Annotated in this window: 10 protein-coding genes; 6 read left to right on the top strand and 4 right to left on the bottom strand. The window is 67.9% G+C overall.

Annotated elements, in window-relative coordinates; genetic code table 11:
• Positions 1-379 precede the first annotated feature (379 nt).
• Positions 380-2,206, bottom strand: coding sequence for a glutamine--fructose-6-phosphate transaminase (isomerizing) (gene glmS / locus ACMV5O_RS06715; RefSeq protein ID WP_416162774.1), 1,827 nt, complete (start codon positions 2,204-2,206; stop codon positions 380-382).
• A gap of 42 nt (positions 2,207-2,248) precedes the next feature.
• A complete protein-coding gene (gene glmU, locus ACMV5O_RS06710; protein ID WP_416162773.1) occupies positions 2,249-3,610 on the bottom strand; it encodes a bifunctional UDP-N-acetylglucosamine diphosphorylase/glucosamine-1-phosphate N-acetyltransferase GlmU in 1,362 nt (453 codons plus the stop codon).
• Between the two features lie 224 nt (positions 3,611-3,834).
• Here glmU and ACMV5O_RS06705 point away from each other — a divergent pair, with 224 nt between their 5' ends.
• The 3 genes from ACMV5O_RS06705 to ggt all read left to right on the top strand — a co-directional run bounded on the left by ACMV5O_RS06705 (position 3,835) and on the right by ggt (position 8,273).
• Positions 3,835-5,238 carry a bifunctional enoyl-CoA hydratase/phosphate acetyltransferase gene (locus ACMV5O_RS06705; protein ID WP_416162772.1) on the top strand — a complete coding sequence of 468 codons (1,404 nt, stop codon included), beginning with the start codon at positions 3,835-3,837 and terminating at the stop codon, positions 5,236-5,238.
• Positions 5,235-6,419 (top strand): acetate/propionate family kinase, encoded by a 1,185-nt coding sequence (locus ACMV5O_RS06700; RefSeq protein ID WP_416162771.1) that lies wholly within the window; start codon positions 5,235-5,237, stop codon positions 6,417-6,419. The genes ACMV5O_RS06705 and ACMV5O_RS06700 overlap by 4 nt, the downstream gene beginning before the upstream one ends.
• A 114-nt stretch (positions 6,420-6,533) precedes the next feature.
• Positions 6,534-8,273 (top strand): gamma-glutamyltransferase, encoded by a 1,740-nt coding sequence (ggt, locus tag ACMV5O_RS06695; protein WP_416162770.1) that lies wholly within the window; start codon positions 6,534-6,536, stop codon positions 8,271-8,273.
• Between the two features lie 2 nt (positions 8,274-8,275).
• On the opposite strand, the gene ACMV5O_RS06690 is transcribed toward ggt, so the two are convergent.
• Positions 8,276-8,878: a LysE family translocator gene (locus tag ACMV5O_RS06690; protein WP_416162769.1), complete on the bottom strand. Its 603-nt coding sequence runs from the start codon at positions 8,876-8,878 to the stop codon at positions 8,276-8,278.
• A 135-nt stretch (positions 8,879-9,013) separates the two neighbouring features.
• On the opposite strand from ACMV5O_RS06690, the gene ACMV5O_RS06685 reads away from it, so the two are divergent.
• Positions 9,014-10,471 (top strand): PLP-dependent aminotransferase family protein, encoded by a 1,458-nt coding sequence (locus tag ACMV5O_RS06685; protein WP_416162768.1) that lies wholly within the window; start codon positions 9,014-9,016, stop codon positions 10,469-10,471.
• A gap of 22 nt (positions 10,472-10,493) precedes the next feature.
• Here the strand turns inward: ACMV5O_RS06685 and ACMV5O_RS06680 are convergent, their stop codons facing one another.
• Entirely contained in the window at positions 10,494-11,393 is a 900-nt protein-coding gene (locus ACMV5O_RS06680) for a LysR family transcriptional regulator (RefSeq protein WP_416162767.1), read from the bottom strand.
• A 150-nt stretch (positions 11,394-11,543) separates the two neighbouring features.
• On the opposite strand from ACMV5O_RS06680, the gene ACMV5O_RS06675 reads away from it, so the two are divergent.
• Together ACMV5O_RS06675 and ACMV5O_RS06670 are read left to right on the top strand one after the other, a co-directional pair.
• The gene (locus ACMV5O_RS06675) at positions 11,544-12,686 is read left to right on the top strand and encodes a 4-oxalomesaconate tautomerase (protein ID WP_416162766.1); all 1,143 of its coding nucleotides are present in this window, start codon (positions 11,544-11,546) and stop codon (positions 12,684-12,686) included.
• Positions 12,687-12,841: 155 nt separating this feature from the next.
• Complete coding sequence (locus tag ACMV5O_RS06670) at positions 12,842-13,309, top strand: hypothetical protein (RefSeq protein WP_416162765.1); 468 nt, start codon at positions 12,842-12,844, stop codon at positions 13,307-13,309.
• The last annotated feature ends 14 nt before the right edge of the window (positions 13,310-13,323 follow it).

The following is a 13,323-nucleotide window of genomic DNA, read 5'->3' as shown; positions in this document are numbered from 1 at the left end:
TTACGGCTCCGACGGCGCCCGCTCGACGCCGCCGATTAACGACGCCAGATTTGTGCGGATTCGGGCAGCCGGCAACACCCGGTCGCCGTGCGCCGCGTCCGCCAGGCAAAAGACTCTCTTCAGTAGTGTGAAGCGGGTATTTCGGCAACCGGCCATTCTTCTCGAATATAGCCGAGCGGAATCGAGCGACACCATTGGCCGAACCACTACCACTCGCCATGGAGTCACCACATCGCGGAGACCATCGCCCCCAGAGCCAGCCGCATCAGCGGGTTTCGTGCCACGAACATCGTCCGAAACGAAAACGCCCGGGGATACCCGGGCGTTTTCGACTTCATTACCGCGTTGTCGACCTCAATTGCAGGAAGCAACCTCATCCTTACTCGACAGTGACCGATTTCGCCAGATTTCTCGGCTTATCCACATCCGTCCCCTTCACCAGCGCCGCGTGGTACGACAGCAACTGCAGCGGGATCACGTGCAGCACGGGCGACAGCATGCCGTAGTGCTCGGGCATGTGCAGGATGTGCACGCCTTCGGACTCGGGGATCTCGCTGCCGGCGTCGGCGAACACGTACAGCTCGCCGCCGCGCGCGCGCACTTCCTGCAGGTTGGACTTGAGCTTTTCCAGCAGTTCGTCGTGCGGTGACACGGCGATCACCGGCATGTCCTTGTCCACCAGGGCGAGCGGGCCGTGCTTGAGTTCGCCGGCGGCGTAGGCCTCGGCGTGGATGTAGGAGATTTCCTTGAGCTTGAGCGCGCCTTCCATGGCGATCGGCCAGTGGCTGCCGCGGCCGAGGAAGAGCGCGTGCTCCTTGCTGGCGAAGCGCTGGGCCCACTTCTCGATCTCGGGCTCGAGCTCGAGCACCTTCTGCACCGCCACCGGCAGGTGACGCAGCGCGGCGAGGCGGCGCTCCTCCTCCTCGGCGGAGAGGCGGCCGTTGAGCTTGGCCAGCGCCAGCGTCAGCAGCGCGAAGGCGGCGAGCTGGGTGGTGAAGGCCTTGGTGGAGGCGACGCCGATCTCGGGGCCGGCGCGGGTGATGAAACGCAGCGCCGTCTCGCGCACGATGGCCGATTCGGGCACGTTGCAGATCGCCAGCGTGCGCGCCATGCCGAGCGACTTGGCGTGCTTGAGCGCGGCCAGGGTGTCGGCGGTTTCGCCCGATTGCGAGATGACCACGACCAGGGTGTCGGGGTCGGGCACGGATTCGCGGTAGCGGTATTCGCTGGCGATCTCGACGGTGACCGGCAGCTTGGCGATGGCCTCGATCCAGTAGCGCGCGACCAGGCCGGCGTGGTAGCTGGTGCCGCAGGCCAGGATCAGCACGCGGCGCACGCCGTCGAAGACCTCGGCCGCACGCGCGCCGAAGTGCTGCGGGGTGATGCCGGCGCCGCCGCCGATCAGCTCCAGCGTCTGCGCCAGCGCCTGCGGCTGCTCGAAGATCTCCTTCTGCATGTAGTGGCGGTACTTGCCGAGCTCGACCGCATCGGCCGACAGGCTGGAGACATGCACTTCGCGCTCGACCGGCGTGCCGTCGGGGCGGATGATGAGGTAGCTGTCGCGGCGCAGCTCGGCGAGGTCGCCGTCTTCCAGGTAAACGATCTTGCGCGTGACCTGCAGCAGCGCAGCGGTGTCGGAGGCGGCATACATGCCGTCCTCGCCGACGCCGAGCAGCAGCGGCGAGCCGCGGCGGGCGACGATGATGCGGAAGGGGTCGGCCTCGGCGACGACGCCGATGGCGTAGGCACCGACCAGCTCATTGGTGGTCTGGCGCACCGCCTCGAACAGGTCGGGCGTGCCTTGCAGCTTGTGGTGCAGCAGGTGGGCGATGGCCTCGGTATCGGTCTCGGACTCGAACACGTAGCCCTTGCCCTGCAGCTCGGTCTTGATCGCCTCGAAGTTCTCGATGATGCCGTTGTGCACCACCGCCAGGCCGGCGGAAATGTGCGGGTGGGCGTTGCGCTCGGAGGGCACGCCATGCGTGGCCCAGCGCGTGTGAGCGATGCCGACGTGGGCGGAGAGCTGGCGCGCGTCGGCAAGCGCGGCGAGTTCGGCGACACGGCCGGCCGAGCGCAGGCGGGTGAGCTCGCCTGACAGCACGGCCAGGCCGGCGGAATCGTAGCCGCGGTATTCGAGCTTGCGCAGGCCCTCGAGCAGCACGGGGACGACGTTCTGGGTTGCGATTGCGGTGACGATGCCACACATGGTCGGGGTTTCCTTGCTTGGTTGTCGGGGCCTGCCTGCAGCTCAGCGCGGCTGCTTCACCGGGCGCTTCCAGTGCGCCAGGCTCATCTGCTTGACCCGCGTCACCGTGAGCTGGTCGGGCGGCGCGTCCTTGGTCAGCGTGGTGCCGGCCCCCAGGGTCGCGCCGCGGCCGACGCGCACCGGGGCGACGAGCTGGGTGTCGGAGCCGATGAAGACCTCGTCCTCGATGATGGTGCGGTGCTTGTTGGCGCCGTCGTAGTTGCAGGTGATGGTGCCGGCGCCGATGTTGACCTTGCTGCCGACGTCGGCATCGCCCACGTAGGCCAGGTGGTTGGCCTTGGAGTGGTCGGCGATGAGGCTGTTCTTGACCTCGACGAAGTTACCCAGATGCACGTCGCTGCCGAGCACGGTGCCCGGACGGGTGCGGGCGTAGGGCCCGATGACGCAGGCCTGGCCCATGGTGGTGCTGTCGACATGGCTGAAGGGCTCGAGCCGGGTGCCGGCGCCGATGCGGGCGTTGCGGACGACGCAGTGGGCGCCGATGCGCACGCCGTCGCCGAGCTCGACCTCGCCTTCGAAGACGCAATTGACGTCGATCTCGACATCGCGGCCGACGCTGAGCGTGCCGCGCACGTCGATGCGCGCCGGATCGATCAGGGTGACGCCCTCTTCCATCAGGCGGCGGGCGACATTGCCCTGGTGGATGCGCTCGAGCTCGGCGAGCTGCAGCTTGTTGTTGACACCGAGCGTCTCGGCGAGGGCGTCGGGCTGCACGGCGGCGACCTCGACGCCGTCGGCCACGGCGAGGCCAATGATGTCGGTGAGGTAGTACTCGCCCTGGGCGTTGTCGTTGCCGATGCGGCCGAGCCAGTCGCGCAGCTTCGCCACCGGGGCGACCAGGATGCCGGTGTTGACCTCCTGCACCCGGCGCTCGTCGTCGGTGGCGTCCTTCTCCTCGACGATGCGGGTGACGGCCCCCGCGGCATTGCGCAGGATGCGGCCGTAGCCGGTCGGGTTGTCCATCTCGACGGTGAGCAGCGCCAGGCGCTCGCGGCCGGCGGCGGCGACCAGGCGGCGCAGGGTGGGCACGCCGATCAGCGGCACGTCGCCGTACAGCACCAGCGCCATGTCGCCGTCGCTGAGGTGGGGCAGCGATTGCTGCACTGCATGACCCGTCCCCAGTTGCGGCTGCTGCCGCGCCCAGGCCAGGTCGGGCGCGTCGAGCCGCTCGCGCACGACCTCACCGCCATGGCCATAGACCACGCAAATGCGTTTTGCATCGAGGGTGCGGGCGGTGTCGAGCACGTGGGCGAGCATCGGCTTGCCGGCAATGGGCTGCAGGACCTTGGGCAGGACCGAACGCATGCGCTTGCCCTGGCCGGCAGCGAGAACGACGACTTCCATGAGGACTTCCACGGGTGGCAAATTGGCGCGGAGTTTAGCATGCGACCTGCAGTGCAACCTGTGAGCGAATGCATGGTCGTGGCCTCGATGGAACAACTTCGGGAACAAATCCGCAGTTTGATTGCCGCATTGCACAATTTGATTGCAGTTTGTCTTATTCGCGACGTAGACAGCGTCTAGAATTCGTTGCTGCATCGCACACGCATACTTACAAGAGACCCGTCATGGAAATTGCCGCTCAGTCGTTCATCCAGAACCGAACCTTCGACGAGATCCAGGTCGGCGATGTCGCCAGCCTCGTGCGCACCCTGCGCCCGGACGACATCCATCTGTTCGCGGCCATGTCGGGCGACGTCAACCCCACGCACGTCGATCTCGAATATGCGCGCTCCAGCCAGTTCCGCGAGGTCGTCGGCCACAGCATGTGGGGCAGCACGCTGATCTCCACCATCCTCGGCACCGAGTTCCCCGGGCCGGGCACCGTGTACGTGTCGCAGGGGCTCAACTTCTGGCGCCCGATCACGATCGGCGACACGCTCACGATCACCGTCACCTGCAAGGAGAAGTTCGAGCACAACCACCACATCGTCTTCGACTGCCTGGCGCTGAACCAGGACGGCCTGAAGGTGATCGACGGCGTCGCCGAGGTGATGGCGCCGACCGAGAAGATCAAGCGCGAGCGCGTGGTGCTGCCGGCGGTCACGATCAACGACCGCGAGCTGCGCTACCGCCACCTGCTGTCGGTGTCGGCCGGCCTGTCGCCGATCCCGATCGCGGTGGCGCATCCGTGCGACAAGGAGTCGCTGTCCGGCCCGGTGCAGGCAGCCAAGGCCGGCCTCGTCGATCCGATCCTGGTCGGCCCGGAAGGCAGGATCCGCGCGGTCGCCGAAGAGCACGGCATCGACATCAAGGGTTTCCGCATCGTCGATACCGAGCACAGCCATGCCTCGGCCGAGGTCGCCGTCGCCCTGTGCCGCGACGGCGGCGCCGAGGCGCTGATGAAGGGCTCGCTGCACACCGACGAGATGATGAGCCAGGTGGTCAAGAACCTGCGCACCGGCCGCCGCATCAGCCACGTCTTCCTCGCCGACGTGCCGACCTACCCGCACCCGCTGATGATCACCGACGCGGCGATCATGATCGAGCCGACGCTCGAGGATAAGGTCGACATCATCCAGAACGCGATCGAGCTCGCCCACATCCTCGGCCTGGCCGAGCCCAAGGTGGCGATCCTGTCCGCGGTCGAGACCGTGACCTCGAAGATCCGCTCGACCATCGACGCCGCCGCGCTGTGCAAGATGGCCGACCGCGGCCAGATCAAGGGCGGCCTGCTCGACGGCCCGCTCGCCTTCGACAACGCCGTGTCGCTGGTCGCGGCCAAGACCAAGGGCATCAAGTCGGCGGTCGCCGGCAATGCCGACATCCTGGTCGTGCCCGATCTGGAATCCGGCAACATGGTCGCCAAGCAGCTCGAATACCTGGCCAACGCCCTGATGGCGGGCGTGGTGCTGGGCGCGCGCGTGCCCATCGTGCTGACCAGCCGTGCCGACACCGCCGAGACCCGCGCCGCCTCGTGCGCGGTGGTCCAGCTCATGGCGCACAAGAAGCGTGAGGCGAAGTCGCGATGAAAGCCATCCTCGTCCTCAATGCAGGCTCCAGCAGCCTGAAGTTCGCCCTCTACCCCCTCAACGGCGACGTCGCCGCGGCGCCGGCGGTGTCCGGCCAGGTCGAAGGCATCGGTGCCTCGCCCGAGGTCACGCTCAGGACGGCCGAGGGCCAGCGCATCCAGCAACACGTGCCCACCCAGGGCAGCCAGGGCGAGCAGCACCGCGACGCGCTCAACCACGTCTTCGCGCTGCTCAACGAGCACAGCCCGGCGCTCGACATCGTCGCCGCCGGCCACCGCGTCGTGCATGGCGGCGAGCACTACAGCGCCCCCACGCGGCTGGACGAGGCAGTGCTGCGCACGCTCGACACCTTCGTGCCGCTCGCCCCGCTGCACCAGCCGCACAACCTGCGCGCGGTGCGTGCGGTGGCCGGACTGATGCCCGAGGTGCCGCAGGTCGGCTGCTTCGACACCGCCTTCCACCGCACCCAGCCGGCGGTGGCGCAGGCCTTTGCGTTGCCGCGCAAGTACTCGGCCGAAGGGGTCAAGCGCTACGGCTTCCACGGCCTGTCCTACGACTACGTGGCACGCCAGCTGCCGGCGGTCATCGGCGAGCGCGCCCAGGGCGCGGTCGTGATCGCCCACCTCGGCAACGGCGCCTCGATGTGCGCGCTGCGCGACGGCAAGAGCGTGGCGTCCACCATGGGCTTCACCGCCGTCGAGGGCCTGATGATGGGCACCCGCACCGGCAGCCTGGACCCCGGCGTGATGCTCTACCTGATGGAGCAGAAGGGGCTGGACGCCAAGGCGCTGACCAACCTGCTGTACAAGGAATCGGGCCTGCTCGGCGTATCCGGCATCAGCCAGGACATGCGCACCCTGCTCGCCTCGGACGCCCCCGAAGCCGCGGAGGCAGTGGAGCTGTTCTGCTACCGCATCGCGCGCGAGCTCGGTTCGCTCGCCGCGGCGGCGGGCGGGCTGGATGCGCTGGTGTTTACCGGCGGCATCGGCGAACACGCTGCCCCGGTACGCGCCCGCGTGGCCGAGCTGGCGGCCTGGATGGGGGTGAACATCGACGCCGCCGCCAATGCCGACCACGCCCGCCGCATCGACACGGCGGACAGCCGCGTGGCGGTGGCGGTGGTGCCGACCAACGAAGAGCGCATGATCGCGCGCTACACCGCCCAGGTCCTCGGCCTGTAAGCCCGACCGGCCGGGGTGCCACCCGTGGCACACCCGGCCGGCGCGGGTATTCCCGTCTTGGGCCTCCCGCCCGCACGGTGCTAACGTCATGGCCCCTGCATGACGGAGAGCACCATGAGAACACGCACGATTCTCGCCACCGCGGTCATGATGGCCGCCTTTGGCGCCTGGGCAAAGCAGCCGGTCGACACTGGCCACGGTGGCGCCGTCGCCACCATCTCGCATGCGGCCAGCCACGCCGCGATGGAGATCCTCGACGCCGGCGGCAACGCGATCGACGCAGCCGTGGCCGCCGCCGCCACCCTCGGCGTCACCGACCCCTTCAGCTGCGGCATCGGCGGCGGCGGCTTCATGCTGATCTATTCGGCCAGGGACCGCCGGGTGATCGCCATCGATCACCGCGAGGTTGCCCCCGCCAGCTTCCACCCCGGCGTGTTCCTGAACGCCGACGGCAGCGAGATGGACTGGAAGGCAACCGTGCCCAACGGCCTGTCGGTGGGCGTGCCCGGCACGGTGCGCGGCTGGCACGAGGCGCTGACGCGCTACGGCACGATGAGCTTCGAGCAGGTGCTGGCGCCGGCGATCCGCGTCGCCGAGGAAGGCTTCGAGGTCGGGCCCAACTTCCACCGCATCAACACCGCCAACGAAGCCAAGTTCGCGCGCTTCGCGACCGCCGCCGCGCTCTACCTGCAGGACGGCAAGGCGCTGCCGGTGGGCAGCCTGCATCGCAACCCCGAGCTGGCGCAGACCTACCGCGACATCGCCCGCGGCGGCGTGAAGGCCTTCTACGAGGGGCCGATCGCGGCGAGCATGGTGGCGGCGGTGAACCATCCGCCCGTCAATCCGGGCGTCGAGGTCATTCCCGGCAGCCTGACGATGGCCGACCTCAAGGACTACGAGGCGCGGCTACGCCAGCCGATCCGCTCGACCTACCGCGGCTACGAGATCCTCGGCATGCCCACGCCCTCGAGCGGCGGCATCGCCATCGCCCAGGCCCTGAACATCATGGAAAGCTTCGACCTCAGCGGCAAGTCGCGCGCCGAGATCGAGCACCTGTACCTGGAAGCCTCACGCCTCGCCTTCGCCGACCGCAATGCCTATGTGGCCGACGAGGCCTTCACCGACGTGCCCTTCGAGGGCTTGTTGTCCAAGGACTACGCACGCGAGCGCGCCCGCCTGATCAATGCCGCGGCCGCACCCGGCAAGGTGGCACAAGGGGACCCCTACGCCTTCCAGAACGACCTGTCGGTGCCGCTGCGCCCGACACCGCGGCCGCTGGCGCAGGAGTCGATGCACACCACCCATCTGGCGGTGTCGGACCGTGAGGGCAACGTCGTCGCCTACACCTTCACCATCGAGGACTGGGGCGGCAGCGGCATCGTCGTGCCCGGGCGCGGCTTCCTGCTCAACAACGAGCTCACCGACTTCGACTTCAGCGGCCCCCACCCCAATCTGCCCGAAGCCTTCAAGCGCCCGCGCTCGAGCATGAGCCCGACCATCGTGTTGAAGGACGGCGCACCCGCCTTCACCATCGGCTCGCCGGGCGGCTCCACCATCATCACCACCGCGCTGCAGACCATCGTCAACCACATCGACCTCGGCATGAGCCTGGCCGATGCGCTCGCCGCCCCGCGCATGAGCCAGCGCAACGGCGACACCACCCTGGTCGAGACCCTGCTGCAGTTCCCCGGCAGCGAACAGGCCAAGGCGCTCGAGGCGATGGGCCATCAATGGCGTGAAACCGACCAGATCGGCGCCGCCAACGGCATCCGCTTCAATACCGACGGCACCGTCACCGCGGTCAGCGAACCGCTGCGCCATGGCGGCGGCAGCGCGATCGTGCAGAAGCAGTAGGCCTACAGCAGCGCACTCGCCTCGTCCGCGCCGATCCACAGCGCGGTCGCGGCGAGCAGCGCCGCCATCGTGTAGTTGAAGACCATCAGCGCGGCCGGCTGCTGCAGCCAGGTCCGCAGGCGCGCACCGGCGACGGCCCACACGGTGATGCAGGGCAGGTTGACCGACATGCACAGCAGCGCCAGCCCGGCGGCCGTCATCCAGTCGGCGTCGCGCGGCAGGAACAGGATGGCGACGTTGAGCACCATCATCCACGCCTTCGGGTTCACCCACTGGAACAGCGCCGCGGCGACGAAGCCGAGCGGCTCGACCCGCCCGCCACGCCCGGGCTGGCCGGCGCGCGCCTGGCGCAGCGCCAGCCACAGCAGATAGGCGCAACCCACCACCACCAGCGGCAGGCGCAGGGCGTCGAGCCAGGCCATCACCCAGGCCAGGCCACTGGCGACGATCAGCACCTGCACGCTGTTGCCGACGCTGACGCCGAGCAGGTGCGGCAGCGTGCGGCGGAAGCCGAAATTGACACCGGATGCAGCGAGCATGATGTTGTTGGGCCCCGGCGTCACGGACATCGTGGCGACGTAGGTCATCAGCGGCAGGTCGATCATGGCGTTCTCCTCGAGGGGCTTCGGGAGATCACTATACGAAGCGCGGCACAAAGGTTACAGATCCAGATAAGCAGTTTTATACTGGTCACAGTTAGATTTACCAACCAGCTGTAACCATCCAAGGACGCGCCCACTGTGCCCCCTGTTGCGACCCCGACCCCCCAAAGCGCCCCGCTCTACCAGGCGCTGACCGAAGAACTGCGCGAAGCGATCCGCGACGGGCGGCTGGTCGCCGGTGCCCGCCTGCCCTCGGTGCGCGAGGCGGCGACCAGCCGCGGCATCAGCATCAACACGGTGCTGGCCGCCTACCGCCAGCTCGAGGCCCAGGGCCTGGTCGACGCGCGCCCGCAGTCCGGCTACTTCGTGCGCTCGCAGCTCGCCGTGCCGCCGGCGCCGCAGGCGGCCGACACCGAGCCGAGCTCGGCGATCGCCGCCGAGAGCACGGTGCTGAGCCGCATCACCAGCGTGCTCGCCGCTCAGTCCCGGCCCGACACCATCGACCTGTCGCTCGCCTGCCCCAAGGGCAGCGACTTCTATCCTGGCGAGAAGCTCGGCCGCATCGTCGCCGAGCTCACCCGCCGCCACCCCGAGCTGCTCACCGACTATTCGCTGCCGCCCGGCCCGCTGCTGCTGCGCCGCGAGATCTGCCGCCACGCCACCGAGCTCGGCATGCAGCTGCAGCCCGACGCCATCCTGCTCACCAACGGCTGCATGGAGGCCCTGCAACTGGCGCTGCGCGCCACCACCCAGGCCGGCGACACGGTGGGCCTGGAGTCGCCGACCTATTTCAACCTGATCCCGCTGCTCGACCGCCTCGGCCTGAAGGCGATCGAGATCCCTACCCATCCGGAGGGCGGCCTGTCGCTCGATGCGCTCGAGCTATTGCTGTCGGAAGACCGGCTGCAGGTGGTGGTGACCATGCCCACCGTGCACAATCCGCTGGGCACCAGCATGAGCCCGGCCAACAAGCGCCGGCTGGCCAACCTGGCACGCAGCTACAAGGTGCCGGTGATCGAGGATGCGCTCTACGCCGAGCTGCAGTTCAGCACGCCGCTGCAGCCGACCGCGAAGGCCTTCGACCGCGACGGCTGGATCATCGTGTGCGCGTCCTACACCAAGACGCTGGCGCCCGGCATGCGCGTGGGCTGGATGGAGGGCGGACGCTTCGGCCGCGAGCTGGCCGAGCTCAAGTTCTGCTCGTCGGTGGCGCAGCCCGCCCTGCTCGGCGAGGCCATCGGGCGTTTCCTCGAGAGCGGCGGCTACGCCCAGCACATCCGCCGCCTGCGCCGCACCTATGCGGCGCAGACCGAGCGCCTGCGCGGCCTGATCCACGACGCCTTCCCGCCCGGCACGCGCGCCACCCAGCCCAGCGGCGGCTTTCTGGTGTGGGTGGAGCTGCCCGAGGGCTGCGACACCAACCGCCTGTTCGACCTCGCCCTGCGCCGCGGCATCGGCATGACGCCCGGCAAGCTCTACTCGCCCTCGGGCCGCTACACCCGCCACCTGCGCCTGTCGGGCTGCTACCCCTTCAGCGACCGTCACGTGCATGCGCTGATGACGCTGGGGGAACTGGCGGGGGCGCAGCTGCGCTGAGCGCCCGTCATACCGTGTGACGTCACCCAGTCCGCGACGAAACCCCTTCCATCAAGAGCTCGAGGAAGGCGTTGGCCGCCGGCGAGAGGGTGGCGTTATGGCGTCGGATCAGTGCAACCTTGCGCTTCACCACCGGCCCGGTGAGCGGGATGCGGCAGACGCCCGGCCGCGCGCCCTCTTCCAGGGTGGACGCCGGAAGGATCGCGGTACCAACACCCGCCGCAACAAGGCTGACCGCCGTCGCGTGATGCTGGACCTCATAGGCGCCATTCAGGCTGATCCCGCGCTTGGCGAGTTGGTAGTCCATGAAGATGCGGGTCGCCGTCATGCTGCTCACCACGATCAGCTCCGCCTCGCGCATGTCCGCCCAGGTCACCGCCGTCCGGCGGCTCAATGGATGTTCCTCGCGACAGAAGAACATGAGCGGCTCTTCGAACAAGAGGGCCTCAACCAGATCCGGATGGCGATCCGTCGGGATGCCGATGCCGAGCTCGGCTTGCCCATGACGCACCGCATCGCGGACCTCGAATGCGCTCGTATCGATGAGCCGGATACGGTTCCCCGGGTGCAGCTTCGCGTAACGGCGGATGGCCTCGGGCAACACGTGTGAGGCCATCGACGGCACGCAGGCGAGCGTGAAGCTGCCCCGGCCATGCTTGGACATGTCCTTCAGGCGTCCCACGGCAATGGTCATCTCCCCCACGATCGCCTTTGCCTGGGGCAGAAAATCCCGCCCCACCGGGGTCAGCTCGACGTAGCGTGTCGTGCGGTCGAGCAGCCTCAGCCCCAGGTACGACTCCAGCTTCTGCAGCCGCCGGGTGAGCGCGGTCTGGGTCACGTGCAGGTGTTCGGCCGCTTTGCTGAATCCACCGAGCTCGGCAATCACGACAAAGGCCTGGATGCCGTCGAAGTCGATTTTCACGAACCACCTCCCTCATGCGCGCTTACTCGATGACTTGAACCATTATGCCTGTACTGCAATAAACAGGTCATTTATTGCATTTCTTTCAGACCACCAGGATGACTACCATTGCCTCACACAACAAACACCCATGCAACAAGGAGACAGGTAGTGAATGACATTCCGTGCGTCCTGATGCGTGGCGGCTCCTCCAAGGGTCTGTTCTTCCTCGCCCAGGACCTCCCTACCGATACGACCATGCGCGACCGGCTTCTGCTGGCGGCGATGGGCTCGCCCGACCTGCGTCAGATCGACGGCATGGGCGGCGGCAATGACCTCAGCAGCAAGGTCGTCATCGTCGCACCGTCGCGCTCACCGCTGGCAGACGTCGAGTACCTTTTTGCGCAGGTATCGGTGGCGCGCGGCATGGTCGAGGCACTGTCGAACAGTGGCAACATGCTCGCGGCGGTCGGCCCCTTCGCCCTCGAGCATGGATTGGTCCGCGCTTCGCATCCGAGCACGACCGTTCGCATCCTCAACATCAACAGCAACAAGCTGGTCGAGGCGACGATCCAGACCCCCCACGGCCGGGTGAATTACAGCGGAGACTTCCAGCTCGACGGCGTTCCCGGCTCGAGCGCACCGATCCGGCTTCGATTCCTCGAGCCGGCCGGCGCCAAGACCGGGAAGCTGCTGCCAACCGGCAGGGCGCGCGACCTCATCGACGGCGTGCAGGTGAGCTGCATCGACTTTGCCATTCCGATCGTGTTCGTGCCGGCTGCAGCGCTTGGCAAGTCCGGGCGCGAGACGCCGCAGGAACTCGATCAGGACAAGGCACTGCTGGAGCGGCTCGAGGCCATTCGATTGGCTGCGGCGCGCCTGATGGGACTGGACGAGGCGCCCGACCAAGGCATCCCGAAGATTGCGCTGATCTCGAGCCCGCGTCAGGGCGGCACGATCACCTCTCGCTACTTCGTTCCCGCCAGTTGTCATCCGGCGCACGCCGCATCGGGCGCCCTCGCACTCGCCGCCGCTTGCCACACCACCGACACGGTCGCCGAGGAGCTCGCCGAGCTCGATATCGACGACCCCTGCAGCGTGGTCATCGAGCACCCGAGTGGAACCATGCACTGCCGGCTCGAACTCGCCATCGACCCGATACGCGCCACCGCCCGGATCAGCGGTGGGGCGCTGGTGACCTCGGCCCGCCCCCTGCTGAGTGGCTCGGTATCCGTCGCGAATGCCCCTAACTCGAGCGCCCCCGGCCCGGGCTCGGCCGCCAGGTCCAATCCACTACAACGCCGCGCGTTCTGACAGCCCGATTTCATCTACAGCATAGGAGAAAGAACCGATGAGCCTGGCCCGCCCACCCACGGGGCCGCCGACCGGCCCGCCAGGATTGACGCCCAGCGCATCAGATTCAGCACGACACACCGGCACCAACTAACTTGGCATCACGAGGAGACATCATGACCATCAGAAAAATGCTCGGCCGCAGCCACTTCATCGGCCTCTCGGTTGCGCTCGCCACCGCCACAGCAGCGGCTTCCACCCCGGTTCGGGCGGAGACGCCGGATTTCAGCAAGAAGACCATCGAGTTCATCGTACCCTTCGGCGTGGGCGGAGGCTCCGACACCTGGGCGCGCTTCAACGCACCGTTTCTTGGAAAGTACCTGCCGGGTAACCCCACCGTGGTCGTCAAGAACCTCCCGGGTGGCGGCTCGATCACCGGCGCCAATCAATTCGCTGCACGCGCCAAGGCGGACGGGCTGAGCCTGCTCGGCACCTCAGCGTCAACCCAGTTCCCCTATCTGCTCAGCGACCCGCGGGTGAGGTTCGAGTACAAGGACTGGCAGGTGGTCCTGGCTGCACCCACCGGCGGCGTGATCTACATCAACACCAACCTGGGCGTGAAGTCGCTCGCCGACCTCGGCTAGCTCAAGGGGCAACG

This window comes from Thauera sp. WH-1 (assembly GCF_047806685.1).
GTDB lineage: Bacteria > Pseudomonadota > Gammaproteobacteria > Burkholderiales > Rhodocyclaceae > Thauera.
Note: the sequence above shows the minus strand (reverse complement) of the source record. Positions and strands in the feature narration are given on the sequence as shown.

Bases quoted from the DNA above. Each gene is read 5' to 3' on its own strand.
- glmS (WP_416162774.1), bottom strand. From the start codon at position 2,206: ATGTGTGGCATCGTCACCGCAATCGCAACCCAGAACGTCGTCCCCGTG.
- glmU (WP_416162773.1), bottom strand. From the start codon at position 3,610: ATGGAAGTCGTCGTTCTCGCTGCCGGCCAGGGCAAGCGCATGCGTTCG.
- ACMV5O_RS06705 (WP_416162772.1), top strand. From the start codon at position 3,835: ATGGAAATTGCCGCTCAGTCGTTCATCCAGAACCGAACCTTCGACGAG.
- ACMV5O_RS06700 (WP_416162771.1), top strand. From the start codon at position 5,235: ATGAAAGCCATCCTCGTCCTCAATGCAGGCTCCAGCAGCCTGAAGTTC.
- ggt (WP_416162770.1), top strand. From the start codon at position 6,534: ATGAGAACACGCACGATTCTCGCCACCGCGGTCATGATGGCCGCCTTT.
- ACMV5O_RS06690 (WP_416162769.1), bottom strand. From the start codon at position 8,878: ATGATCGACCTGCCGCTGATGACCTACGTCGCCACGATGTCCGTGACG.
- ACMV5O_RS06670 (WP_416162765.1), top strand. From the start codon at position 12,842: ATGACCATCAGAAAAATGCTCGGCCGCAGCCACTTCATCGGCCTCTCG.